The sequence below is a fragment of the Brevundimonas sp. 2YAF1 genome, assembly GCF_052114745.1.
Taxonomy (GTDB): Bacteria; Pseudomonadota; Alphaproteobacteria; order Caulobacterales; family Caulobacteraceae; genus Brevundimonas.
The window spans coordinates 123,470-146,476 of record NZ_JBFRFI010000008.1 but is presented as its reverse complement, the minus strand read 5'-3'; the positions used below and the strand labels follow the sequence as shown (position 1 = coordinate 146,476).

General features: G+C 66.9%; 24 protein-coding genes. 17 read left to right on the top strand and 7 right to left on the bottom strand.

Going from position 1 to position 23,007, the window contains the following annotated elements:
* Window positions 1–2 precede the first annotated feature (2 nt).
* Window positions 3–731: an RluA family pseudouridine synthase gene (locus AB4Y68_RS12200; RefSeq protein WP_441456029.1), complete on the top strand. Its 729-nt coding sequence runs from the start codon at window positions 3–5 to the stop codon at window positions 729–731.
* Window positions 732–808: 77 nt separating this feature from the next.
* On the top strand, window positions 809–1,303 hold the full coding sequence (locus tag AB4Y68_RS12195; RefSeq protein ID WP_441456028.1) for a CC0125/CC1285 family lipoprotein: 495 nt from the start codon (window positions 809–811) through the stop codon (window positions 1,301–1,303).
* Window positions 1,304–1,377: 74 nt separating this feature from the next.
* Here AB4Y68_RS12195 and AB4Y68_RS12190 read toward each other — a convergent pair whose 3' ends face one another.
* Window positions 1,378–1,914 (bottom strand): hypothetical protein, encoded by a 537-nt coding sequence (locus AB4Y68_RS12190; RefSeq protein WP_441456027.1) that lies wholly within the window; start codon window positions 1,912–1,914, stop codon window positions 1,378–1,380.
* A 257-nt stretch (window positions 1,915–2,171) separates the two neighbouring features.
* Between AB4Y68_RS12190 and AB4Y68_RS12185 the strand changes: the two genes are divergently transcribed.
* The 8 genes from AB4Y68_RS12185 to AB4Y68_RS12150 all read left to right on the top strand — a co-directional run bounded on the left by AB4Y68_RS12185 (window position 2,172) and on the right by AB4Y68_RS12150 (window position 10,436).
* Window positions 2,172–5,165: a TonB-dependent receptor domain-containing protein gene (locus AB4Y68_RS12185; protein WP_441456026.1), complete on the top strand. Its 2,994-nt coding sequence runs from the start codon at window positions 2,172–2,174 to the stop codon at window positions 5,163–5,165.
* A gap of 120 nt (window positions 5,166–5,285) precedes the next feature.
* On the top strand, window positions 5,286–5,684 hold the full coding sequence (gene crcB, locus AB4Y68_RS12180) for a fluoride efflux transporter CrcB (protein WP_441456025.1): 399 nt from the start codon (window positions 5,286–5,288) through the stop codon (window positions 5,682–5,684).
* On the top strand, window positions 5,681–6,676 hold the full coding sequence (locus AB4Y68_RS12175) for an RluA family pseudouridine synthase (RefSeq protein WP_441456024.1): 996 nt from the start codon (window positions 5,681–5,683) through the stop codon (window positions 6,674–6,676). Before crcB ends, AB4Y68_RS12175 begins: the two co-directional genes overlap by 4 nt.
* Window positions 6,673–8,157, top strand: coding sequence for a putative 2OG-Fe(II) oxygenase (locus AB4Y68_RS12170; RefSeq protein WP_441456023.1), 1,485 nt, complete (start codon window positions 6,673–6,675; stop codon window positions 8,155–8,157). The genes AB4Y68_RS12175 and AB4Y68_RS12170 overlap by 4 nt, the downstream gene beginning before the upstream one ends.
* Window positions 8,154–8,831 carry an HAD-IA family hydrolase gene (locus AB4Y68_RS12165; RefSeq protein ID WP_441456022.1) on the top strand — a complete coding sequence of 226 codons (678 nt, stop codon included), beginning with the start codon at window positions 8,154–8,156 and terminating at the stop codon, window positions 8,829–8,831. Before AB4Y68_RS12170 ends, AB4Y68_RS12165 begins: the two co-directional genes overlap by 4 nt.
* Before the next feature lie 9 nt (window positions 8,832–8,840).
* Window positions 8,841–9,605 (top strand): ATP12 family chaperone protein, encoded by a 765-nt coding sequence (locus tag AB4Y68_RS12160; protein ID WP_441456021.1) that lies wholly within the window; start codon window positions 8,841–8,843, stop codon window positions 9,603–9,605.
* Between the two features lie 79 nt (window positions 9,606–9,684).
* The gene (locus tag AB4Y68_RS12155) at window positions 9,685–10,140 is read left to right on the top strand and encodes a hypothetical protein (RefSeq protein ID WP_441456020.1); all 456 of its coding nucleotides are present in this window, start codon (window positions 9,685–9,687) and stop codon (window positions 10,138–10,140) included.
* On the top strand, window positions 10,137–10,436 hold the full coding sequence (locus AB4Y68_RS12150; protein WP_441456019.1) for a transcriptional regulator: 300 nt from the start codon (window positions 10,137–10,139) through the stop codon (window positions 10,434–10,436). Before AB4Y68_RS12155 ends, AB4Y68_RS12150 begins: the two co-directional genes overlap by 4 nt.
* 2 nt (window positions 10,437–10,438) lie before the next feature.
* On the opposite strand, the gene AB4Y68_RS12145 is transcribed toward AB4Y68_RS12150, so the two are convergent.
* Window positions 10,439–11,206, bottom strand: coding sequence for a pseudouridine synthase (locus AB4Y68_RS12145; protein ID WP_441456018.1), 768 nt, complete (start codon window positions 11,204–11,206; stop codon window positions 10,439–10,441).
* A gap of 311 nt (window positions 11,207–11,517) precedes the next feature.
* Here AB4Y68_RS12145 and AB4Y68_RS12140 point away from each other — a divergent pair, with 311 nt between their 5' ends.
* Window positions 11,518–12,012 carry a hypothetical protein gene (locus AB4Y68_RS12140; RefSeq protein WP_441456017.1) on the top strand — a complete coding sequence of 165 codons (495 nt, stop codon included), beginning with the start codon at window positions 11,518–11,520 and terminating at the stop codon, window positions 12,010–12,012.
* A 42-nt stretch (window positions 12,013–12,054) separates the two neighbouring features.
* Here the strand turns inward: AB4Y68_RS12140 and AB4Y68_RS12135 are convergent, their stop codons facing one another.
* Window positions 12,055–12,681, bottom strand: coding sequence for a DUF938 domain-containing protein (locus AB4Y68_RS12135; RefSeq protein WP_441456016.1), 627 nt, complete (start codon window positions 12,679–12,681; stop codon window positions 12,055–12,057).
* Window positions 12,682–12,890: 209 nt separating this feature from the next.
* Between AB4Y68_RS12135 and AB4Y68_RS12130 the strand changes: the two genes are divergently transcribed.
* Entirely contained in the window at window positions 12,891–14,747 is a 1,857-nt protein-coding gene (locus AB4Y68_RS12130; RefSeq protein WP_441456015.1) for a phosphoenolpyruvate carboxykinase (GTP), read from the top strand.
* 48 nt (window positions 14,748–14,795) lie between these two features.
* Window positions 14,796–15,806, top strand: a complete 1,011-nt coding sequence (locus tag AB4Y68_RS12125) for an NAD(P)/FAD-dependent oxidoreductase (protein ID WP_441456014.1) — start codon at window positions 14,796–14,798, stop codon at window positions 15,804–15,806.
* On the opposite strand, the gene AB4Y68_RS12120 is transcribed toward AB4Y68_RS12125, so the two are convergent.
* Window positions 15,803–16,537: a TonB family protein gene (locus AB4Y68_RS12120; protein ID WP_441456013.1), complete on the bottom strand. Its 735-nt coding sequence runs from the start codon at window positions 16,535–16,537 to the stop codon at window positions 15,803–15,805. The two genes, AB4Y68_RS12125 and AB4Y68_RS12120, sit on opposite strands and share 4 nt — an antisense overlap.
* A gap of 129 nt (window positions 16,538–16,666) precedes the next feature.
* Between AB4Y68_RS12120 and AB4Y68_RS12115 the strand changes: the two genes are divergently transcribed.
* Both AB4Y68_RS12115 and AB4Y68_RS12110 read left to right on the top strand, forming a co-directional pair.
* Entirely contained in the window at window positions 16,667–17,473 is an 807-nt protein-coding gene (locus AB4Y68_RS12115) for a transglycosylase SLT domain-containing protein (protein ID WP_441456012.1), read from the top strand.
* A gap of 96 nt (window positions 17,474–17,569) precedes the next feature.
* Window positions 17,570–18,712, top strand: coding sequence for a DUF2336 domain-containing protein (locus AB4Y68_RS12110; protein WP_441456011.1), 1,143 nt, complete (start codon window positions 17,570–17,572; stop codon window positions 18,710–18,712).
* A gap of 74 nt (window positions 18,713–18,786) precedes the next feature.
* Here the strand turns inward: AB4Y68_RS12110 and AB4Y68_RS12105 are convergent, their stop codons facing one another.
* From AB4Y68_RS12105 to AB4Y68_RS12095, 3 genes are all read right to left on the bottom strand, one after another.
* Window positions 18,787–19,263, bottom strand: a complete 477-nt coding sequence (locus tag AB4Y68_RS12105; protein ID WP_441456010.1) for an Hpt domain-containing protein — start codon at window positions 19,261–19,263, stop codon at window positions 18,787–18,789.
* Between the two features lie 63 nt (window positions 19,264–19,326).
* The gene (locus AB4Y68_RS12100; RefSeq protein ID WP_441456009.1) at window positions 19,327–20,106 is read right to left on the bottom strand and encodes an NAD kinase; all 780 of its coding nucleotides are present in this window, start codon (window positions 20,104–20,106) and stop codon (window positions 19,327–19,329) included.
* A gap of 31 nt (window positions 20,107–20,137) precedes the next feature.
* Window positions 20,138–21,262 (bottom strand): DUF2336 domain-containing protein, encoded by a 1,125-nt coding sequence (locus tag AB4Y68_RS12095; protein WP_441456008.1) that lies wholly within the window; start codon window positions 21,260–21,262, stop codon window positions 20,138–20,140.
* 164 nt (window positions 21,263–21,426) lie between these two features.
* On the opposite strand from AB4Y68_RS12095, the gene AB4Y68_RS12090 reads away from it, so the two are divergent.
* Window positions 21,427–22,191 carry a class II aldolase/adducin family protein gene (locus tag AB4Y68_RS12090; protein WP_441456007.1) on the top strand — a complete coding sequence of 255 codons (765 nt, stop codon included), beginning with the start codon at window positions 21,427–21,429 and terminating at the stop codon, window positions 22,189–22,191.
* Window positions 22,188–22,964: a hypothetical protein gene (locus AB4Y68_RS12085; RefSeq protein ID WP_441456006.1), complete on the top strand. Its 777-nt coding sequence runs from the start codon at window positions 22,188–22,190 to the stop codon at window positions 22,962–22,964. Before AB4Y68_RS12090 ends, AB4Y68_RS12085 begins: the two co-directional genes overlap by 4 nt.
* The last annotated feature ends 43 nt before the right edge of the window (window positions 22,965–23,007 follow it).

Below are 23,007 nucleotides of genomic sequence, written 5' to 3'. Positions count from 1 at the left end.
GGGTGAAAACCCGCCAGCCCGTCGCCCTGACCGAAGAAGAAATCGCCGCCGTCCGTTCGTGGGTCATCCACGAGGACGCGCACATCATCGCCTTCAACAAGCCCTCGGGCCTGTCGAGCCAGGGCGGCCGCATCCAGGCCAATACCCTGGACGACCTACTGTGGGCCTTCGCCCGCTCGAACGGGAAGCGGCCGGAACTTGTGCACCGGCTGGACCGCGACACCTCGGGCGTCATCCTGGCGGCCAAGACCAAGCCGGCGGCCAGTTTCCTGGGCAAGGCGATGCAGATGCGCCGGTTCCAGAAGACCTATCTGGCCCTGGTGTCCGCAGCACCCGAGCCCAAGTCCGGCCGGATCACCGCCGCTCTGCGCCGCGAAGAGATCGGGCGCGAAAGCTATATGCGCGTGGTCGAGTTTGACGCAGCCGGAGCACAGGGGGCGGTCAGCGGCTATCGCACCCTGGCGTCCAGCGAGGACGGCGCTCTGGTCGAGTTGTCGCCGGAAACGGGGCGGATGCACCAACTCCGGGTCCACATGGCCTCTATCGGGCGGCCTCTTGTCGGCGACGTGCGCTATGGCGGGGCGCTGACCTTCGCCGGTCGCGGCGCTCCGCGCCTGATGCTGCACGCGGCCAAGCTGTCCTTCCCGCACCCCGAGAGCGGCGAGCGAATGACGCTGGAGGCGGCTCCGCCCGAGGACTTCGCCGCGCTGCGGACGGCGGCGGGTCTCTAGGCCGGTTCAGCGCCGGTTCAGCTTCAAGGCGGAACATCCAGTTCTGCTCGACGCTATTCGAGCAAGGAGATCGCCGCATGAAACGTCTTACCTTCGGCCTGATCGCGGCCTCGGTCCTCATGTTGACCGCCTGCGCCAGCCTGGCTCCCTACGGCCCGCAGCAAGCGGCGCGGGGGCAGGGGTTCAGCGAGCAGCGCATCGAAGCCAACCGCTTCCGCGTCACCTACAACGGGGTCGGTGCGCCGGGGCCGGTCGCGGATCGCGCCCTGTTCCGCGCCGCCCAACTGACCGTCGATCAGGGCTATGACTGGTTCGAGGTGACGCAGCGCTGGATCGACGGACGCCCCGACAGCGCCGGCGGCGTGCGCCCCAGTATCTCGATCGGCGCCGGCTCCAGCCGCTACGGCGGCTGGTCGACCTCGGGCGTCGGCGTGGGTCTGGGCTTCGACCTCAGCGGGCCTCAGCCGACCTCGACCACGCTCGAGATCGTCCTGGGACGCGGCCCGCGCCCGGGCCGCCCCGGCGCCTATGACGCGCGGGGTGTGCAGGACGCGATCCGACCTCGGCTTTAGAACGTGCAGGAAACGGTCGAGGCATAGCGGCCGGCACAGGAACTATTGCCAGAGAAATGTCTATTTCTTAGCCGTTACTGTCGCTTGGCCCGTACGGCGGGATTGTCTGCGACCTTGAGGAAATAGCTGCCCATGGCGGCTCGGCGTATTCTGACCGGCAGGCCCGCGGTCGCACGGAACTGAAGAGACGCGGTGTCGATCTGAGTCCAGATCGACCCGTCCGCCAGATAAAACGTCCATCCAGGGCCCGTTGCATAGGTTGCGCGCTCGAGTGTCGTCTCGACCTCGTCCAACCGCTCTGCTTGTCCGCCCAGCAGGCTGGGGAAGGCGGGGAGGGTAAAGCCGAACAGGGCGCGTCTCGCCTCTAGGACGCGTTCGCGTTCGACGACGACGATTTCGCCTTGGCGCTCGGCGACGCCCAGTGATTCGACGGCTGCGTCGTAGCAATCCACACGGGCAGCGCGTTCAGCGATGAGTTTGCACTCGAAAAGCCGTTGCATTTCCGCCGCTCTTGGCGACGGCGACACTCTCGCATAACCTTGGTCTGCGTGGAGGGAAATCGCCAAAAATGCGCAGGATGCGGCGAATATTTTTCCGTGAACAACGTTCATGAAAGGGTCCTTGTCGCGAATGGAGCGAAAAATAAGTCAAGTTGACCGATGCTATCGGTTCGCCGAAGCGTGTCCGCTTTGTGACATATGGGCCAACATCATCAGGCGGCTAAGTAATTTCGTGGCGTAAATTGGACGCCCTCGCGTAATCGGTTTGGGATTGGCGAGCGAATCTAATGATTGTTCGCGCCAGGATATGGGGGGCGGAAGCGGGGGACGGTCCCTTTGCTTTGTCGTCCGGACGTCAGGAGAGGGTTTTGAAATTGACCAACAAACGTGAACGGTTGCTGGCCACGACGATGATCGCCGGCTTTGCGCTGGCAGGTTTCGCTGCGCCGGTTATGGCCCAGTCTCAGGCTACGAACGATCAGGCTTCTCAGGTGGGCGACATCGTCGTCACCGGATCGCGCATCGCGCGTCAGGACTATCGGTCGACCAGCCCGATCGTCACGGTTTCCGCCGAGGACTTCCAGGCGACCGGCTCGGTCACCATCGACACGCTGATCAACGACCTGCCGCAGTTCACTCCGTCGATCTCTTCGACGTCGAACAACCCTTCGAACGGCGGCCAAGCCAACATCAACCTGCGTAACCTGGGGTCCAACCGCACCCTGGTCCTGATGAACGGCCGTCGCGTTGTTCCGTCGAACTCGGACGGTACGGTCGATGTGAACCTGATCCCGACGGCTCTGATCAAGAATGTCGAAGTCATCTCCGGCGGCGCCTCGGCGGCCTACGGGTCTGACGCTCTGGCCGGTGTGGCCAACTTCATTCTCAATGAGAACTTCCAGGGCGTTCAGTTCGACGCACAATATGGCGAGACCGACCGCAGCGACGGCAGGACCGAAAGCTATTCGGTGACCCTCGGCGGCAATTTCGACAACGACCGTGGCAACATGGTCCTGTCCCTGGCTCGTTCGACCCGAGGCACCATCTTTAACGGGGCTCGTGAGTTCTCGGCGGTTTCGGGGGCTTCGGGCACGTCGCCGCTGGGGTCGACGACTTTTGACAGCACCAACCTGCCTACTTTGGCCGCCATCCGCGCCTACTTCAACAACCCGACGCTGTCGAACACGGGCCAGTTCGGCTTCAATAACGACGGATCGATCTTCTCGTACACCGGCAAGCTGAATGTAAAAAATCCCGCCGGCGCCGGTCCTGAGTACACGGCTCCTGGGGCGAACTATACGTTCAACACGGGCCCGCTGAACTATCTTCAGCTTCCGCTCCAGCGTTACAACGTTTATAGCGCAGGTCGTTACAAGATCAACGACAGCGCCGAAGTGTACGCTAACGCACTGTTCACCCAGTATTCGTCTGACACTGAGCTGGCGGCCAGCCCGGCGGCCAGCGGAACCGGGTTCCGCGTACCGTCGACCAACCCCTTCATCACGGCGGACCTTCGCGCCCTGCTGAATACGCGTGCCAATCCGAACTCTTCGTTCGCACTGAACAAGCGGTTCACCTCGCTTGGGGGACGCCATTCGAACCAAGATTACAACATCTACCAGTTGACGACGGGCCTTCGCGGTCGCGTGCCGAATAGCGAATGGACCTATGACGTCTATGGCTCCTACGGGCGTGTGGCCAACGTCACCACCCAATCCGGCAACGTCTCGCGTTCCTCCGTTCAGCGCCTGTTGGATGATCCCTTCGGCGGTGCTGGCGGCGTTAAAAACGGCGCTACCATTCCGGAGCTCTGCAAAGGCGGCTTCAATCCGTTCGGCGTGACCCAGTTGTCGGCCGAGTGCATCAGCTACATCGGCCGTTCCGCTCGCAACCAGACGACGACCGAGCAACGCAACGTCGAAGCCTCGATGCAGGGCAAGGCGTTCGACCTGCCGGCCGGCGAAGTCCGGGTCGCCGTGGGCGCTCAGTACCGCCAGGATAACTTCGCCTTCGGCGCCGACTCTTCGCTTTCTCAGCAAAATGCGAGCACGGATCACCTGGGCGCTGATGGCAAGCCGGACGGTGGTAAGATCGGCGGATCGGAAATCGCGGGCTTCAACCCGGTGCCTTCGCTGAAGGGCAGCACCAACTCCAAGGAACTGTTCATCGAAGCGCTGGTGCCGGTGCTTGCGGATCTGCCGTTCGTCGAGAAGCTGGATCTGAACCTGGGCTATCGCTACGCCGACTACAGCACTGCAGGGGGCACCAAGGCCTATCGTGCGGAACTGGATTGGACCATCGCGGGCGGCGTGCGCGCTCGTGGCGGTTACAGCCGTTCGGTTCGGGCGCCTTCGATCGGCGAACTGTTTGCGACCGGCGGCACCAACTTCCCTGGGATCGGCGCGCCGTCGTTGAAGGGTACGGAGGGCGATCCTTGCGACAACCGCAGCAGCTTCCGCAACGGCCCTGACGCGGCCAAGGTTAAGGCGCTGTGCCTTGCCCAGGGCCTTTCTCCTCTGGCGATCGACAACTTCCAGTACTCGAACGCCCAGGTTGAGGGCGTGAGCGGCGGCAACCCCGGTCTGTTCGAAGAAACTTCGGACAGCTGGAATGTCGGTCTGGTCTACCAGTCGCGCTTCGCTTCACCCTGGCTGTCGGGCATCTCGGCGTCGGTCGATTACTATAACATCAAGATCACCGATGCGATCGGCTCGATCGCGGCTACGGACGCCCTTCAGGGTTGCTTCAACGTTACGGGTGAAAACCCGACCTTCGACGTCAACAACGGCTACTGCCAACTGTTCCGCCGTGATCCACTGTCGGGCGGCATCGTCGGGGCGATCGAGCGTCAAGCGAACCTGGGAGCGATCGAGACTTCTGGCGTCGACTTCCAGGCTGACTGGGGCTTCAATATCGACGAAGTCGGCGGCGGCGACTGGGGCCGACTGCGGTTCAACACCGTGATCAGCTGGTTGTCCGAGTATAAGGACAATGTTGTTGAGGGCGGCGTCTTCACTGATCGTACCGGCACGATCGCCAGCTCGTTCGGCAAGACCTTCCCTGTGTGGAAGGCCCTGAGCTCGGTGACCTGGTCGGATGGCCCGTTCTCGGTCGGCGCGCGCTGGCGCCGTGTCGGCGAACTGACGGTTATCAATACCGACATCGTTCTGCCTTCGATCGACTACTTCGACCTGAACGGTTCGTGGTCGATCAACGACACCGTCTCTCTGCGCGCCGGTGTGAACAACGTCACTGACGAACAGCCCAACGTCTTCTCGCCGGGCGTTCAAGCGAACACCGACCCGTCGACTTATGATGTTCTGGGCCGTCGCTACTACGTCGGTCTGACCGCGCGCTTCTAAGCAACCGGTTCTATTCAAGAGAAGGCGGTGGGTTTCGACCCGCCGCCTTTTTTGATTCCAGAGCTGAAGACGTCTTGAGACGCCTTCGCCAAAGTCGTCTTGCCGGTGTAGAAGCGCGGCATGACACGATTTCTTCTCGTCGCGTGCGGCGGCGCCCTGGGGGCCATGGCCCGCTATGGGCTGGGCCTGACGGTCGGTCGGTTGGCCCCCGGCGCGGCTTGGCCCTTGGCCACCTTCGCCGCCAACACCTCGGGCGGTCTGCTGATGGGGCTGCTGGTCGGCTGGCTGGCGCTGAAAGCCGGCGCGGGGCAGGAGAGCATCCGCCTGTTCGCCGCCGTGGGCGTGCTGGGCGGCTTCACCACCTTCTCGGCTTTTTCGCTGGAAGCCGCTTTGATGATCGAACGCCGTGAACTGGCCACGGCTTTCGTCTATGCGGTGGGTTCGGTGGTTCTTGCCATCGCCGCCCTGTTCGTCGGCCTGATGATCGCGCGCAAACTGTTTATCGGAGTGGGCGCATGAGCCGCGAAGTCCAGACCCTCTATGTTGCTGAGGACGAACACGACATCCGCCTGGATCGGTGGTTCAAGCGCCGCTGGCCGCACCTGACCCATATCCAGGTGGAAAAGATGGCTCGCAGCGGCCAGATCCGCGTCGATGGTTCGCGGGTCAAGCCGCAGGATCGCCTGACCGCCGGCGCCGCCGTGCGCGTGCCGCCTCTGCCGGACGCCAACCCGCGCAAGCCCGGCGACCTGCATGAACTGACCGAGCGCGACGTGGCCTACGCCAAGTCGCTGGTCCTCTATGAAGATCACATGGTCATCGCCCTGAACAAGCCGCACGGCCTGGCCGTGCAGGGCGGCACCAAGACGACCAAGCACGTCGATCGCCTGCTGTCGGCCTGGGGCGAGGGGATGGACCGGCCGCGTCTGGTCCACCGCCTGGACCGCGACACCTCGGGCGTGCTGCTGCTGGGCAAGGGGCCGGAGGCGGCCAAGCGTCTGGCCGGGGCCTTCGCGCGGCGTCAGGCCAAGAAGACCTATTGGGCCATCGTCATCGGCAACCCCAAGCCGACGCACGGCCAGATCGACCTAGCGCTGAAGAAGACCGGCATCAACGACTATGAGATGATGCGTCCCGCCGAGCCCAAGGACCCCAAGGGCGAACCGGCCGAGACCGCCTTCGCCACCATCAGCCGCGCCGCGCACCGCGCCTCATGGATGGCGCTGCGCCCCTTCACCGGCCGGACGCACCAGCTGCGCGCCCACATGGCGGCCATCGGCCACCCGATCCTGGGCGACCACAAGTACGGCACGGACGCCTCCAAGCAGTTGAGCGGCGTGCTGAAGTTGCAACTGCACGCCCGCCGCATCGAACTGGACCACCCCGGCGGCGGCACCCTGATCGTCGAGGCCCCGCTGAGCCCCGAGATCAAGGCCGGCTTCGCCCACTTCGGCTTCTCCGAGGACGAAAGCGACGTCGATCCGTTCGAAGGGGTCAAGCGCCAGCGATGAGCCACGACGGCCGTTCCAGTCCCGAGCGCGCGGCCATCGACCGGCTGATCGCGGCTGGTCGCTATGAGGAGGCTCTGGCAGGCTTGCGCGCGGCGGCGAACCCGTCCACGACTTGGCCCCTTCAGGCTGACCTTCTCAAGCTTCTGGGACGGCTGGACGAGGCCTTGGCCCTGCGTGTCGCCCAGGCGAAGGCCAGGCCGATCAGCAGCGTGTCGGAGCATAATCTGGCGGCGCTTCTGGGCGATATGAGGCGGCATGTTGAGGCTGAGGCGGCGGTTCGGCGCGCCTTTGAAAAGGGCGGCGACGCGCCGGAAACCTGGCTGGTGCTGGCGCGGTCTCTGGCCGGGCAGGAGAAGTATGACGACGGCGAGCATGCCTATCGTCAGGCGGTTGCGCGGCGACCGGCCTATGTCGAAGCTCTGCGCGAACTGGCGCAACTGATCTGGATGCGGACGGCCGACGCTGCGCGCGCTCTGGCGCCGGTTCGCGAGGCGCTGGATAGCGCACCCGGCGATAGTGGGTTGCGCGGCCTGCTCGGGCTGCTGATGGACTACACCGGTTCGGCGCCGCGCGAGGTCTGGGGCACCCTGGTCGAAGGCGGTGTGCGAAATCCGGCGATTGATCTGGCCGCCGCCAACGCCGCCTTGTCGTTCGACCTCGATCTGGCGCTCGATCATGCGCTGACGGCTGTGGCCGGGGCGCCGGGCCATCCGGTCGTGGCCTTGAAGCTGGCCGAGATTCGATTGGCGCGGGGCGAGCTGGATCACGTCTCCGCCTTGCTGGCGGGGACTGTCCGGCCGGCGGACGATCAGAATTGGCTGTCGCTGCAGGCCACGTACGAACGGTTGTCCGGCGCGTCGGACGGCTTGGCGCTGAATGACTATGACGCCTTCGTGCAGGGCGGGCTCATTGATACGCCTGAGGGGTGGTCTGATCTGACCGCCTATCTCGACGATCTCGCGGCGGCCCTGCGTCGGCTGCATACGTTCCGAACGCATCCGGTGGGACAGAGTCTGCGGCACGGCACTCAGACCCAGGTTGATCTGAAATCCAGCGACGATCCCGCCATCCGGGCCTTCTTTGTCGCCATCCACGGGCCGATCAAAAGCTATATGGAGCGGCTGGGCGCTGGCGACGACCATTTGCGGCGTCGCCATACCGGGGCCTATCGCATCGCCGGGTGCTGGTCGGTGCAGTTGGCGCCGAACGGATACCACGCGCCGCACGTCCATCCCGAGGGGTGGCTGTCCTCGGCCTGTTATATTGATCTCCCGGCGGCGGTTGATGCGGGCGGGCGAGAGGGGTGGATCGGTTTCGGCGCGCCGCCGTTCGTCTGCGCCGCGCCTACGCCGCCTGAACATTTCGAGAAGCCGGAGCCGGGCAAGCTGGTGCTGTTTCCTTCCTATATGTGGCATGGAACCGTGCCGTTCTCGGGCGAAGAAACGCGCCTGACCATAGCCTTTGACGTGGTGCCGGCATGATGCGTCCGCTGGCAGTCTTCGACATCGACGGCACCCTGGTCGACAGCCGCGCCTCGATCTTTCGGGCATCGTGCGAGGCGGCGCAGGTTCTGGGTCTGCCCGAACCCAGCTATGACCGGGTGCGCCAGATCGTCGGCCTGACGCTGGACAAGGCGCTGCACGTGCTGGAGCCCAGCCTGACGGAGGCTGAACTGGCGGACTTCGTCGCTGCCTTCCAGGCCAGTTTCCGGGTGATGCATGAGGCGGGGCATGAGGAAGCGCTCTATCCCGGCGTCATGGAGACGCTGCGGCGGTTGAAGCGCGACGGCTGGCGGTTGTCGCTGGCGACGGGGCAGAATCGGCGCGGCGTGGCCCGCAATCTGGCGCGGCCGGAATGGAGCGAGCTGTTCCTGTCCAGCCATTGCGCGGCGGACGGTCCGGGCAAGCCCCACCCGGCCATGCTGCTCGCCGCCATGACGGCTTGCGGGGCCGATGCGGCTTCGACCACCATGATCGGCGACACATCGCATGATGTCAGAATGGCCCTGAACGCGGGCGTGCATCCGCTGGGCGTCGGCTGGGGTTTCCATACCTACGAGGAACAGGTCGCGGCGGGCGCCCATCACGTCGCCGTCGACTTCCCTGATCTGGAGGCGGCGCTCGACCGCTTCGCCTCGATCGCCATTGCCGCTTAGAAGACCGTCATGTCCCACATCCCCCCGCTCGATCCCAACGTCGCCGCCCGCAAGGGTTTCCGGGAGTCCGAGGAGCGCATCAAACGCTTCTGGAAGGTGGCCGACGTCTCGGCGGATGAGGGCGGCTGGACCGTGCGTCTGGACGGGCGCACGCCCAAGACGCCGGCGGGAAACACCCTGACCCTGCCGACCGAGGCGGCTGCAAGGCTGGTGGCGGATGAATGGGCGGCGCAAGGCGAGTTCCTGGTTCCCGGGACCATGCCGGCGACACGCTTGGCCTCGACCGCCATCGACCGGGTCAGCCAGACGCGCGAGCCGGTCGCCGCCGAAATCGCCGCCTACGCCGGGTCGGACGTCATCTGCTACCTGGCCGAGAATCCCGGATCGCTGGTGGCGCGTCAGCAGGCCGAGTGGGGGCCGTGGCGCGACTGGGCTGCGCGCGAACTGGACGTGGCCCTGCGCCCCGCCGAGGGCATCGTTCACCGGGCGCAGTCGCCTGAGGCTTTGGAGCGCGTGAAGGCGCTGGCGCTGGCGCTGGACGACCACGCCCTGACGGGACTGGCGACGGCAGTGCCGCTGCTGGGATCGGCGGTGCTGGGGCTGGCCGTGCAGCGTGGGGCGCTGTCTGGCGAGGCGGCGCTGGACCTGTCGCGTCTGGACGAGGCCTTCACCGAGAGCCGCTGGGGCGTGGACGAGGAGGCGGCGCTGCGCACGGCCGCCCACCGCGCAGAGGCGAGCTTGCTGCAGCGGTGGTTCGAGGCGTTGCGGTCTTAATTTTCCAATCTGGAAACTTATGACTTGACGATATGGAAAGTCAGTTTCATTTTCCAGTTTGGAAAGTGAGGAAGACGCCATGAACCCACACCGGAACGATGATCCCGCCGCCGCCTTGACGGCCATCCGCCAAGCCCAGTCCATGGTCCACGACAAGGTGGCGCAGGGATCCTGGCGCTTTGACCTGATCTATTCGACGGTGGCCGCCGTGATGGTGGGGGGGCAGGCCGCGCCCTTGCCGTTCAACGTGCTGGCGTCCGGCGGCGGTGCTCTGGCGCTGATGCTGCTGATGCGGAGCTGGGCCCAGAAAAACGGGGTCATGGTGACAGGTGTGACGCCGAAGAAGGCGCGCTGGGTGGCCTTTGGGCTGGGCGGCCTGTTCCTGATCCTGATGGGGCTGTCGCTCTATACCGGCCGACGGGGCGACATGATCTGGGCGCCGTTCGCGCTGGCGGCGATCGGCTTTGTCTGCGCCCTGGCCCTCTCGCGCCTATGGTTCAGGGTCTATCGCGCCGAGACGGGGGCCAAGGGATGAGCTTCGTCCCGCAGTTCGACCCTGTGATCCATGCGCCGGGCCGTTTGCAGATCTGCGCCATGCTGTCGGTGGCGGACGAGGTCGAGTTCGCGGTCGTCCGCGACGCCATCGTCGTGTCGGATTCCGTTTTGTCCAAACATGTGAAGCAACTGGAGGAGGCGGGCTATCTCAAGGTCCGCAAGGCAGCGGCGGCGGGGCGTCAGCGCACCTGGCTGGCGCTGACCCCGGCAGGCAAGAAGGCCTTCGCCGCCCATGTGTCGGAACTGACCCGGCTAGCCGGGATCGTCGCTGGCTGACCTCAGCCCATCTCGCCTCGGATCAGGGCGTCGCGTTCTTCGGTGGTGATCATCCGCCACTTGCCTTCGGGCAGGTTGTTCAGATGCACCGGGCCGACGCGGATGCGCAGCAGGTCGGTGACCTCCAGGTCGACCATTTCGCACATCCGGCGGATCTGACGGTTGCGGCCCTCGGTCAGGATGAAGCGCAGGCGGTTCTGGTCCATGCGCGACACGCGGGCGTATTTTAGGATACGGCCATCCAGCATCAGGCCGCGCCGCAGGGTGGCCAGCTTCTTCTCGGTCACGTCGCCTTCGATGCGGACGAGGTATTCCTTGTCCAGGCGCGATTGCGGCCCGATCACCGCCTTGGCCACGACCCCGTCGGACGACAGCATCAGCAGGCCGCGCGAGTCCTCGTCCAGACGGCCGATGGGGGGCAGGGAGGCGTCCTCGGCGGGCACGGCGCCCTCGCCGATGCGATTGGCCTCGGTCAGCAGGCGCACGGCGGGGATCTTGTCCGGCTCAGGCTGGCCCGAGACATAGCCCAGCGGCTTGTGGATCAGGATGGTGATGCCGGACGCCAGGGCCGCCTCGGCCCGATCGTTCAGGGTCAGGGTCTGGCCCGGCTCGATCTTGCGGCCGGCGTCGGTGACGCTCTCGCCGTCGATCGTGACCATGCCGGCGGCGATCAGGGCTTCGGCCTCGCGCCGCGAGCAGATGCCGGTCTGGCCCAGCCATTTGTTGATGCGAACAGGCTCGGGGCCGTCATAGGTGCGGGTGAAGGCCATGGGGTCCATCCTCGAAGATGCCGCTCTGTAGAAGGCCGGAGGCGGGGCAGGCAAGCGGCAGGATCGAACACCGGTCGAAAGATTTCGCGCGGCGCTTCTGAATATCACTGAGATCAGATGGCCGTGACCTGTCATTGACCCCCAGCGCAGGGAGACTATATGTGCAGTCACCCCATCGAACTGATCCAGATCGCGTCCGGCCGCGCCGTGACGCGGCGATTCTCGTTTTCAGTTCCCCCTAGGGGGCTTTTCGCCTGATCCAATCTGATCGGGCGATCGAATATTGAACGATAACCTTTGAAGGAGACGTCTTGAACGCTCAACGCAACACTTCGACCGCCCCCCGTCCTCGCCAGGGCTTCAGTCGCCCCGCGCCCATGCGTCTGCGCATGGGCCTGATCATGCGCAAGGGCATGGATTTCGGCCCGCTGGGCGACATGGAGAGCGCGCTTCGCTTCGACGGCGTGTCTTTGGCGCCGATCTCGACGGGCGACGCCAGTCTGATCAGCGGCGGCGTGACCGTTCTCGCCACGGCGACGGCTGACGACATCACGAGCGGACGGGTCAAGGGCGTGGTGGTTCCGGGCGGCGCGGCGGACGAGGCGGGCGTGGCCCATATCAAGGCGCTGCTGGTCCTGGCGAAGGCGCAAGCCCTGCCGGTGCTGGCCTTCGCCGACGGCGTGGCCCTGGCGGCCGAGGCATTCGGTGTCGCCGCTGAGGCGCCGGGCGCCGTCTTCCAGGGTGACAAGGTTGCTCTGATCAACGAGCGCGCCGAACTGTCGGCCGTGGTCGCGACGATTTCCTGATTGAGGACGCCTGATTGAGGACGCCTGATCGGGGAAGCCCGATCAGGCCCGCCTGAACAGAAGGCTGATGTTGTTGGCGGGCATTTCCGTCCGCAACGTCAGCGTCAGGCCGTGCGATCGGGCCAAGGCGACGACCTTGTCCCGATCGCGCAGGCCCCAGGCCGGATCGCGAGCTTTCAGACTGGCGTCGAAGGCTTCGTTGGACGGGGCCAGCGGAACTTCGGCCTCAAGGTAGGGGCCGTAGAGATAAAGCAGTCCGGCGGGGCGGGGCAGGACGCGTTCCGCCAGCGTCATCAATCCCTCGGTCGCCGCCCACGGGCTGATGTGGACCATGTTGATGCAGACGACCGCGTCGAACCCGACATCCGGCCAAGTGCGCTCGTCCATGCAGTCCAGCGCCAGCGGCGGCTGAAGGTTCGCCGATCCAGCGTTGGCGGCCCAGGCGGCGATGCTGGCGCGGGCGTCCGCGCTGGGATCGCTGGGCGTCCATGTCACGCCGGGCAGGGCGCTGGAAAAGGCCACGGCGTGCTGGCCGGATCCGGCCGCGATCTCGAGCACCCGCCCGCTTTTCGGCAAATGCGCGCGCAGCAGGCGCAGGATCGGCTCGGCGTTGCGAACCGAAGCGGGCGAGGCCAGGGCGCCGTCGGGCAGGGCGGTGAGGGTGTCCATGGTGCGCACCCGGTCTTGATATCGTCGCGCAGAGCCAGCCGCGACCGGAAAACGTGCTGCAACGCACCAATTTTATTCCGCCAGAAGTGAATTCGGGCAACGGTTGACCTTGCGTCGCCTCCGATGGCATTGCGCCTGTAACAGGGCGTGATCAGCGCCCGACTCGTCACGGCGGCGACAGATCGTCGGGCGGCCCGGTTCAGGAGACCATGGTTGTGACTGCAGACGTATCGATTCCCGGACTTTACCCCGCCCCGACCTCCCATAAGGGGCTGGTCGCCTGGGTCGAGCAGATCGCGGCGCTGACCAAGCCGGACCGGGTTCACTGGTGCGACGGTTCGGAAGCGGAAAAGTCGGCTATCGTCGCGGACCTGATCGCCAAAGGCACGCTGAAGGCGCTGGATCAGTCCAAACGCCCCGGCTGCTACTATGCCGCCTCGGATCCCAAGGACGTGGCTCGGGTCGAGAGCCGCACCTTCATCTGCTCGCAAGACGAGGCCGACGCCGGTCCGACCAACAACTGGTCTGACCCGATCGAGATGCGTGACCGCCTCGACGGTCTGTTCGACGGCTGCATGAAGGGCAGGACGATGTATGTCGTGCCCTTCTGCATGGGCCCGCTGGGTTCGAAGATCTCGGCCCTGGGCGTCGAGATCACCGACAGCGGCTATGTCGCCGTGTCGATGGCCGTCATGACCCGCATGGGCAAGGGCGCGCTGGACATGCTGGGCGCCGACGGCGCCTTCGTGCCCGCCGTGCACACCCTGGGCGCGCCGCTGGCGCCGGGCGCGGAAGACGCGCCGTGGCCCTGCAACGACGACAAGTGGATCGTCCACTTCCCCGAAACCCGCGAGATCTGGTCCTACGGCTCGGGCTACGGCGGCAACGCCCTGCTGGGCAAGAAATGCTACGCTCTGCGCATCGCCTCGGTCATGGCTCGCGACGAGGGGTGGCTGGCCGAGCACATGCTGATCCTCAAGCTGACCAGCCCAGAGGGCGTGTCGAAATACGTCGCCGCCGCCTTCCCCTCGGCCTGCGGCAAGACCAACCTGGCCATGCTGCAACCGGCGTTGGACGGCTGGAAGGCTGAGACCATCGGCGACGACATCGCCTGGATGCGTTTCGGCGACGACGGCCGCCTGTATGCGGTGAACCCGGAAGCCGGCTTCTTCGGCGTGGCGCCGGGCACCAGCCGCAACACCAATCAGAACGCCCTGGCGACCCTGACGAAGAACACGATCTTCACCAACACCGCCCTGACCGCGGACGGCGACGTCTGGTGGGAAGGTCTGACCAAGGAGGCCCCCGAGGGTCTGACGACCTGGAAGGGTCAGCCCTACGACGCGGCCTCGGGCGAGCCCGCCGCCCACCCGAACGCCCGCTTCGCCGCCCCCGCCGGTCAGTGCCCCGCCATCGCGCCGGAATGGGAAGACCCCAAGGGCGTGCCGATCGACGCCATCCTGTTCGGCGGTCGCCGCGCCTCGGCCGTGCCGCTGGTGACGGAGGCCTTCGACTGGGAGCACGGCGTCTTCCTCGGCTCGACCGTGGCTTCGGAAGGCACTGCCGCCGCCGAGAACAAGGTCGGCGAACTGCGCCGTGATCCCTTCGCCATGCTGCCCTTCTGCGGCTACAACATGGGCGACTATTTCGGCCACTGGCTGAAGTTGGGCGCGCAGGCCGATGCGGCCAAGCTGCCCCGCCTGTTCTTCGTCAACTGGTTCCGCAAGGGCGAGGACGGCAAGTTCGTCTGGCCCGGCTTCGGCGACAACGCTCGCGTCCTGAAGTGGATTGTCGAGCGTCTGGACGGCAAGGCCGAGGCCGTGGACACCGCCGTCGGCCGCGTGCCGTCGAAGGCGGCGCTGGACCTGTCGGGCCTGAGCCTGTCGGACGCCGAACTGAAGATCCTGCTGGATGTCGATGCCGACGTCTGGACCGAGGAGGCGGCCCTGATCCCCGCGTTTTATGAGAAGTTCGGCGACCGCCTGCCCCAGGCCCTGTGGAGCCAGCACGCGGCCCTGACCAAGCGTCTGGACGAGGCTAGAGCGGCCAAGCTCGCCGCCGAATAGGTCCATCGCCGGGTTGAAATCGGGGCGCGGTCGGTCGAAGGACTGGCCGTGCCCCTTTTTAATTCTCAAGACATCGTGGTCGTCGGCGCGGGCGTCCTGGGCCTATGCACGGCGGCCGAACTGGTCCGGCGCGGACATCGCGTGACGGTGGTCGATCCCGGCGGCGTCAACGCCTCGGCGGTCGCCGCCGGCATGATCGCGCCGGCGATGGAAAGCGCCATCGACGATCTGAGCCCTGACCACGCCGCCCTGCTGCGGCGCGGGCGCGATGTCTGGGCCGGATTCTCCTCGGCGACGGGCGTGGCGCTGAGCCGCGATCTGGCAGAGTGGCGGGGCGGCGAAGTCGAGGGGCTGGCCGCGCGGCTGGCCTCGCTGGGCTTCGAGCATGACTTCGACCGCGACGCTGGGCGGCTGACCACTGATGAAGACTGGAAGGTCGAGCCGGCGCAGGCGCTGCAGGCGATGAGCCGGGGTGTTCGCCTGGTGGAAGGCTGTGCGACGTCGCTGTTGCGGTCAGGGACGCGTTGGCGGGTCGAGACGACGGCGGGGCCGGTCGAGGCCGATCAGGTCGTGCTGGCGACCGGGACGGGCGCGCCACTGGCGGGTCTTCCCGAAGCCGTCGCCAGCCTTCTGGCCCTCATCACGCCAATTCGGGGTCAGATCGGTCTGGTCCGCGAACGGCTGACGGATCGGGTTCTGCGCGGGCCTGGGGCCTATGTCGCGCCCATGGGCGAGGGGTCGGTGATCGGCGCGACGATGGAGCCGGGCGAGCGGTCGCTGACGCCCGATCCCGAGCGATGCGCGCAGATGCTGGCGGCGGCCTGGGCTGTACTGGGTCAAGCGCCGCGACCGCTGGACATCGACTGGCGCGCCGGGGTTCGCGGGGCCACGCCCGACGGCCTGCCGATGGCGGGCGCGGTCGAGAGGGGGCTGCATCTGGCCCTGGGGCCGCGCCGCAACGGCTGGCTGCTGGGGCCGTTGGTCGCTGGCGTCGTGGCTGACGAAGTCGAGGGCCGGCCCTCGCAGGAACCGGCCCTCGCGCCCCGTCGCTTCATCTAGCCTTCAGGCAGGTTGAAGCGAATGGCCATGCTGACGCGGGCGCCGTCGACGGCCTGACCGTCGACCGTGCGCGGGCTGAGGCGGAAGTAGCGCGTCAGGCCCAGAGCTGCGCGGCCAAAGCCCTGATTGCCGGGCGTCTCGGATGCGACCGAACAGCCGGTCAGGGAGCCGTCCACCCGGACCAGGCAGGACAGGTTGGCGACGCCGCTGACGCCGCGCGCCTCGGCCGCCGAGGGGTAGGCGCGCATCATCTGCTCGGCCGTCGGCCTCTTGACCCAGTCCGGGTTGGTGATGACCGGGACCGGAGGCGTCGGTTGGGCCGTGGCGGCGCTTCCGTGCGCGGGCGTCGATGCCGGCTCAGTCAGGTTGATGATCGGACCGGCGTTTGCCGACGTGACGGGCGCGACTGGAACTTCCAGCGGAGCGACGGTCGAGGCGACGACGCGATCCGGCCGATGGATCGGCGGCGTCGGCGCGGGCGGAGCCGTGGGCGCGACCGCGGGCGGCGGGAGAACAGGGCGGATCATGTCGACGAGGGTGACCACGTCCTGGCCTTCGTCCGGCGTGGCGGCGATCTCGAACTTCTGCTGATACAACCACACGCCGGCGCCGACGTGGACCAGGGCCGAAACCCCGATCGCCGCCCACATCCAGCGGGGAATCGGCTTTCTTCGCTCGGAAAAGTCTATCGGGCTCACCAGTCCGGGGCCGCCCGCGGTTCTGATCATCATGGCCTTCAACGCCTCCTGTCGCAGGCCCTCCCCAGCGCCCACGCAACAAAGTTCGCGCCAAGCTTGCGGCGATATTGCGGCGCTTGTTCGTTAGGGGTTCGTTAACCTTGGTTAGCGACCGTCAACCATATGAGCGTAGGGGCGATTCCATCATCCGGCGGGGTTGAGGCGGCCATCAGGCGTGCGTCCAGCACGACCGGCGTGGACTTCGATTTCCTGATGAAGACGGCGCGTCGCGAGAGCGCGATGAACCCGTCCGCGCGGGCCGGCGCCTCGTCGGCCTCGGGTCTGTTCCAGTTCATCGAACAGACCTGGCTGTCGACCGTGAAACAGCACGGCGCCAAGCACGGCTACGGACAGTACGCCGATCTGATCCATCGCGACGACGACGGGCGCTGGCGGGTGCAGGGTTCGGCCCGCAACGTCGTGTTGGATCTGCGCTTCGACGCCCAGGCGTCCTCGACCATGGCGGCCGAACTCACCGCGTCCAACGCGGCCTATCTGCGCGGCCGCACGGGACGCGAGCCGGGCGCGGGCGACCTCTACGCCGCCCACTTCCTCGGCCCCGCAGGCGCCGCGAAGCTGATAGAGGCGATGCAGTCGCGGCCGCAGGCCAGCGCGGCGTCCCTGTTCCCTGAAGCAGCGTCGGCCAACCGTTCGATCTTCTATCGCGACGGCCGCTACGCCACGGTGGCCGAGGTGCACGCCAACCTGCAGCGCACGGCGGGCGAGGGCGCTCCGGCGGCGGGTACGGGGTCTGGGCTGACCACGGCCTCGGACCTGAGCGACAAGGACCGGATGCTGGCGGCGCGGCTGGATCGGTTGAAGCAGGACCAGAGCCTGCTGGCGCTGCTGCTGGGGCAGGACGGCCAGGGCGGCGGCCCGGGCGGCGGATTCGGCGGGGCCTTTGCGCCGCCTTCGGACGCGGCAGCGTAAAAGAACCTGGTTTCGTCTCATTCCTAACGAGGCGTTAACTATGTAACGCTAGGCGTGACGATTGATTCTTCGCCCGTCTAGCTCACGAGCTCTTCCATGACCGCCTACCGCGCCCGACTGACGGAAAGCGACATCAGGCGTCTGATCAAGTCGGATGCGGAAGACGACCGCGCGGCGGCGGCGCACAAACTGTGCCGCAGCATCGACCGCATGCCGCTGGACGACGCGGGCCGGGCGGCGGCGCAGAAGATCCTGAACGTGCTGGCCAATGACGCCGCCGAACTGGTGCGGCGGGCGCTGGCTGTCACTTTGAAGGCGTCCGAGCTGATGCCGCGCGAGGTGGCGCGCCGCCTGGTCGCCGACGCGGACAGCGTGGCCTTGCCGATCATCGGCAGTTCGCCCGCCTTCACCGACGACGACCTGATCGAAATCATCCGCGCGGGCTCGGTCGTGCGTCAGAATGCGATCGCGGGACGCGAGCGGGTGCCGCGCGACGTCGCCACGGTTCTGGCGGCCGAGGGCTGCCGCTCGGCGGTCCGCACTCTGGCGGCCAACGACAACGCCGACCTTTCCGAGGACGCGCTGCGCGTGGTCATCGACCGCTTTGGCGGTGCGCCCGAGGTAGTCTCGGCCGTCGCCTATCGCCAGGTCCTGCCGCTGTCGGTGACCGAACGGCTTGTGGCCCTGGCCAGCGACGCGGTGCGCGAGCATCTAGTGACGCGCCACGCCGTGGCCCCTGAGACCGCGATCCAGTTCGCCCAGTTCGCGCGCGAGCGGGTGACGGTCGATCTGGTGGATCAGGCGCGGGTCAGCGACGATCTGCCCGCCTTCATCGCCGGACTGAGCGCCCGCAAGGTGCTGAACGCCTCGCTGCTGTTGCGGGCGCTGGCGCGGGGGCAGATGGCCCTGTTCGAGCACGCCCTGGCTGAACTGACCGGCACGCCGCATCACCGCGCCTGGCTGATGGTGCATGACGCCGGGCCTTTGGGCCTGAAGTCGATTTATGATCGCGCCGGCCTGCCGCCGCGCCTGTTCCAGGCCTTCCGCGCCGGCGTGGACACCTGGCGGGCGCTGCAGGCCGAGGGCGGCGACACCGCCAGCGACCTGTTCCGCCAGCGGATGCTGGAGCGGTTCCTGAGCCAGCGGCCCAATACGTCGCGCGAGGATCTGGCCTATCTCATGGAGCGGCTGGATCGGCCCGGGCTGCCCGAAATCGAGACCGCCGTCAGCGCGGCCTGACGGATCAGGCTGAACACCATACGAAAAAAGGCGCCTCCGCAGGGGGGGCGCCTTTTCTGTTTGAGGGGCTCGGATCAGGCCAGGTGTTCGGCGACCCGGGCTTCCAGGGTTTCGGCCAGGGCGCGGCCGGTTGGATGATCGTCGGTCTGGATTTCGTCGCGGACCACGGCGCGAATAGCGTCGATGTGGGCGTCCAGGATCGCCACCGGCGCCTGCATCCGCTTGTCGGCGTCGTCCATCATCCGGCACAGGGAGCCGGCGATTCGCGTCACCAGCGGATACTGGTAGGTGGAGCCCAGGCCCTTCAGGTCGTGGGCGCGGAAATAGAGCCCCTCGGCCGTTTCGGGGGTGTAGCCCTTAGTGCGGATATCGGCCTGGGCCTGATCCAGCTTGACGATCTCGTCCTGAAGCCATTGGCCGAACTGAGCCGACATGGCTTTGAGGGCTTCTTCGGCCTTGGCGATGGCGTTGGCGTCGATGCCGCCGAAGCCCCCGCCGATCTTGGCGCGCAGGGGGTTGGGCGGGCGAATGACTTGCGGAGGGTTGGTCACGTCACTGGCTCCTGAACTCTTAGCGACGAGCCTAGACGCGGGAGGCTTAAAAACCCGTGACGTTTAACCGGCGAACTGTTCGGCCATGACGCGTTCCTCGAACGACCGCCCGGCGTCGAACAGCATGGTCAGGCTGATGTCGCGGCGTTCGCGCACTTCGACGTGGGTCACGCGGCGGACCTCGAAATTGTCGGCCGTGGCGCTGACGGGGCGTTTGTCGGGCTCCAGCACCTCGAATCGGACCCTTGCCGTATGCGACAGCAGGGCGCCGCGCCAGCGCCGGGGACGGAAGGCGCTGATCGGGGTCAGCGCCAGACTGGGCGCGTCCAGCGGGATGATCGGGCCGTGGGCCGACAGGTTGTAGGCGGTCGAACCGGCGGGCGTGGCGACCATGCAGCCGTCGCAGCTGAGTTCCTCCAGCCGCACCTTGTCGTTGATGCTGATGCGCAGCTTGGCGCTCTGGCGAGTCTGACGCAGCAGGGAGATCTCATTGATCGCCAGCCCGCTGTGGACTTCGCCGCTTTCGGTCCAGGCGTCCATCTGCAGCGGGTGGATCACGGTGCGGTCGGCCTCGGCGAGGCGCGCCAGCAGGTGGTCCTCGTCATAGTCGTTCATCAGGAAGCCGACGGAGCCCCGGTTCATGCCGTAGACCGGGGTGCGCAGTTGCAGGTTGTTGTGCAGGGTCTCCAGCATGAAGCCATCCCCGCCCAGGGCGACGATCACGTCGGCTTCGGCCACGGGAACCGAACCATAGCGTTCGCTCAGGCGCAGGCGCGCGGCCTCCGCTTCCGGCCGGTCGCTGGCGACGAAGGTGAGGGCGAGGGGAGGGCGGGACTGGGTCACGCCGCTACGCAAGCCGAGCCGGTCGGCCGTGTCAAACGGAAGCGGCGTCGATTTCCGCCATCAGTAACCGGAATTCATAGGCGGCCTGATCCGCCGACCGCTCGGCCAGCCGCCAGGCGGAGCTGTCAGGATCGCGCGGGAAGCCTTGGTTCAGCTTGCGGATTTCGGTCAAAATGGCGGGGAAGGCGGCGCGGTCCAGCCCTACCGCGATACACGCCAGGAACAGAGGGCGGGCGGTGTCGCCCGCAAGCGCACGTTTAACCTGGGCGACCTCGAACCGGCCCAGGGTGGCTAGGCCGTGCGCGAAGACGCCAAGCTTTTCCTCACGCAGGGCGCGGATCAGATAGGCCGGGCGCAGTTGGCCGGCCGCGTGCAGTTTGGTCACCAAGCGGGCGTCGGGGTCCTCTGCGGTGGATCCCCATTCGGCGGCGGGTTGGCCGGCGGCTTGGGTGGCGGCCTGGACGGCTTCCGCCAAGCGAGCGGGGTCGAGAGTGAAACGATCGCTGATGGCCTGACGCAGGGCCTCGCCGACCCACTGATACAGGCGCAGTGCCAGATCTTCGTCCAGCAACGGGTGACGGGTCAGGGGCGCGCGCAGGGCGGCCAACTGACGCGAATGTCCGATCAGATCGGCGAAGGCGGCGGTTTCGATCTGGGCGCTGCGGTTGGTCGCAAGCGCCGTCATCACCGCCGGGTCGCCGCCGGCGATGATGGCGCGGGCGACGGCGGCGCCGATGTTGGGGCGCAGGGCTACCTGTATCTGATGCTCGATGGAACGGTCGGCCAGAAGCTGCAACAGGTCGTCGTCCAGCAGCAGGGGGCTGGCGGCGATCACCGGGCGAGCGATCTCGATCTCGTCGGCGGCCAGCATCCGCACCAGGGCGGCGGGCGCCCATTCGACCCTGGCCAGCCGCTGGGCCAGGACCTGACGGATTTCGCGCTCGGCGCTGCGGGTCAGGGCGATGAAAATGTCGGCCAGGGCTTCGGGCGCGCCGCCATGCGCGCCGGCGGACTCATAGAGACCCGCCACGCCCATCAGCAGCCGGTTCTGGTCGTCGGGCGAGCGCTTCTTGGCCAGGTCGAGCAACTGGTTCAGCCCGGAGAGGGGTATGGCCTGCGATGGCTTGGTCGGGTCTAGCGGAACGACTGTGGACACCGGCGGCTCCGCGTATCGAAAGACGGCCGCCTCGGCCGCGCGGCATAGTCGTCCGGCGCGCGTGAAAACAGGGTTAACGAAAACCTTCCGGGCCGAACGCGGGTCGCTTGACGGCGGAGCAGGGCGGGGCGAGGTTCAACGGAACAATGATAAGGGAGGTCGTCATGGCGGATGGATCGGCGGCATCGCTGAAATCGCGGGTGTCCGAGGCCGAGTGGCAGGCGCGCGTCGAACTGGCGGCGCTCTATCGGCTGGTGGCTCTGCACGGGTGGGACGACATGATCTTCACCCATGTCTCGGCGCGCGTGCCGGGGCCGGAGCATCATTTCCTGATCAACCCCTACGGCTGGTATTTCGACGAGATCACGGCCTCGTCGCTGGTGAAGGTCGATCTGGACGGCAACATCGTTCAGGACACGACCAGCTTCATCAATCCGGCCGGCTTCACCATCCATTCGGCGGTCCACGCCGCGCGCGAGGACGCTCATTTCGTCATCCATCTGCATACGGTGGCGGGCGTCGGCGTCGCGGCGCAGCAGCACGGCCTGCTGCCGATCAGCCAGAACGCCTGCCTGTTGCAGCATCAGGTCGCCTATCACGGCTATGAAGGGCTGGCGCTGAACCACGACGAGCGCGAACGGCTGGTGGCCGATCTGGGCGACAAGCCGCTGATGCTGCTGCGCAACCACGGCACGATGGCGGTGGGCCAGACGGCGGCCCAGGCCTGGGTCGGGATCTTCTTCCTGGAGCGGGCCTGCGCCCAGCAGGTGGCGGCCCTGTCGGGCGGGCGCGAGCACGTGCTGATCGCGCCGGACGCCGCCCAGGCCGAAACCAAGGATCAGGGGCGGGGGATCGGCTTCATCTCGTCGCTGGCCTGGCCGGGGGCGCTGCGCCAGCTCGAGCGAAAATCGCCCGGCTACGACGTGTGAGGGCGGTCGGGGGGCTGCTGATCGTTCTGGGGCTGGCGTCGGCGTCTTCGGCCGTCGCCGGAACCTGGAGCCTGCCGAAGGGGCAAGGGCAGGTGATCGTGAAATACGAGGACATGCAAGCCGACGAGGGGTTCGGCCCCAACGGTGGTCGCGTCGATCTTCCCGCTGAACGGCTGGACCGGTCCGTGTCGGCGTTTGTCGAATACGGCCTGACCGACCGGGTGACGCTGCAGTTCAAGGGCGAATGGCAGCAGGGGCGAGACGCCTATGTCGACTTCGACGGAAGCGGCCCGGTCGAAATCGGCGCGCGCTGGCAGGCTTACCGCGACGACCACACCGCCGCGGCCGTTTATGTCGGCTACGCCCAGGGCGGGGCGGCGCGCAACGCCGGATATGCGTCGCCGGGCGCGGGCGACAGCGACTGGGAGGCGCGCGCGCTGGTCGCCCGTTCGCTGGACGGCGGCGGGCGAGCGTGGGCGCCTCAACGCAGTTTTGTCGAGGCGCAGGTGGCGCGACGCTGGCGTCAGGGCCTGCCGGACGAGGTACGGGTCGACCTGACAGCCGGAGCCCATCTGGGCGCGAACTGGATGCTGCTGGGACAGGCGTTCGGCGGCGCGACGGATGGCGAGAGCGCGCGCTGGCTGTCGGTCGAGGGCTCGGCGGTGCGCCGTTTTGGCGACTGGAGCGTGCAGGCGGGATGGCGGCAGGCCATGGCCGGCCGAGAGACAGTCGTGTCGGGCGGGCCTGTCATCGGCCTTTGGCGACAATTCTGACGCGGTTTTCCGCGACGGAAACCAAACACCTCGACGTTACAGA

Excerpts from the sequence above, each read along its gene's own strand:
- AB4Y68_RS12195 (WP_441456028.1), top strand. The coding sequence starts at position 809 with ATGAAACGTCTTACCTTCGGCCTGATCGCGGCCTCGGTCCTCATGTTG.
- AB4Y68_RS12190 (WP_441456027.1), bottom strand. The coding sequence starts at position 1,914 with ATGAACGTTGTTCACGGAAAAATATTCGCCGCATCCTGCGCATTTTTG.
- crcB (WP_441456025.1), top strand. The coding sequence starts at position 5,286 with ATGACACGATTTCTTCTCGTCGCGTGCGGCGGCGCCCTGGGGGCCATG.
- AB4Y68_RS12175 (WP_441456024.1), top strand. The coding sequence starts at position 5,681 with ATGAGCCGCGAAGTCCAGACCCTCTATGTTGCTGAGGACGAACACGAC.
- AB4Y68_RS12170 (WP_441456023.1), top strand. The coding sequence starts at position 6,673 with ATGAGCCACGACGGCCGTTCCAGTCCCGAGCGCGCGGCCATCGACCGG.
- AB4Y68_RS12165 (WP_441456022.1), top strand. The coding sequence starts at position 8,154 with ATGATGCGTCCGCTGGCAGTCTTCGACATCGACGGCACCCTGGTCGAC.
- AB4Y68_RS12160 (WP_441456021.1), top strand. The coding sequence starts at position 8,841 with ATGTCCCACATCCCCCCGCTCGATCCCAACGTCGCCGCCCGCAAGGGT.
- AB4Y68_RS12155 (WP_441456020.1), top strand. The coding sequence starts at position 9,685 with ATGAACCCACACCGGAACGATGATCCCGCCGCCGCCTTGACGGCCATC.
- AB4Y68_RS12150 (WP_441456019.1), top strand. The coding sequence starts at position 10,137 with ATGAGCTTCGTCCCGCAGTTCGACCCTGTGATCCATGCGCCGGGCCGT.
- AB4Y68_RS12145 (WP_441456018.1), bottom strand. The coding sequence starts at position 11,206 with ATGGCCTTCACCCGCACCTATGACGGCCCCGAGCCTGTTCGCATCAAC.
- AB4Y68_RS12135 (WP_441456016.1), bottom strand. The coding sequence starts at position 12,681 with ATGGACACCCTCACCGCCCTGCCCGACGGCGCCCTGGCCTCGCCCGCT.
- AB4Y68_RS12130 (WP_441456015.1), top strand. The coding sequence starts at position 12,891 with ATGGTTGTGACTGCAGACGTATCGATTCCCGGACTTTACCCCGCCCCG.
- AB4Y68_RS12120 (WP_441456013.1), bottom strand. The coding sequence starts at position 16,537 with ATGATGATCAGAACCGCGGGCGGCCCCGGACTGGTGAGCCCGATAGAC.
- AB4Y68_RS12115 (WP_441456012.1), top strand. The coding sequence starts at position 16,667 with ATGAGCGTAGGGGCGATTCCATCATCCGGCGGGGTTGAGGCGGCCATC.
- AB4Y68_RS12110 (WP_441456011.1), top strand. The coding sequence starts at position 17,570 with ATGACCGCCTACCGCGCCCGACTGACGGAAAGCGACATCAGGCGTCTG.
- AB4Y68_RS12090 (WP_441456007.1), top strand. The coding sequence starts at position 21,427 with ATGGCGGATGGATCGGCGGCATCGCTGAAATCGCGGGTGTCCGAGGCC.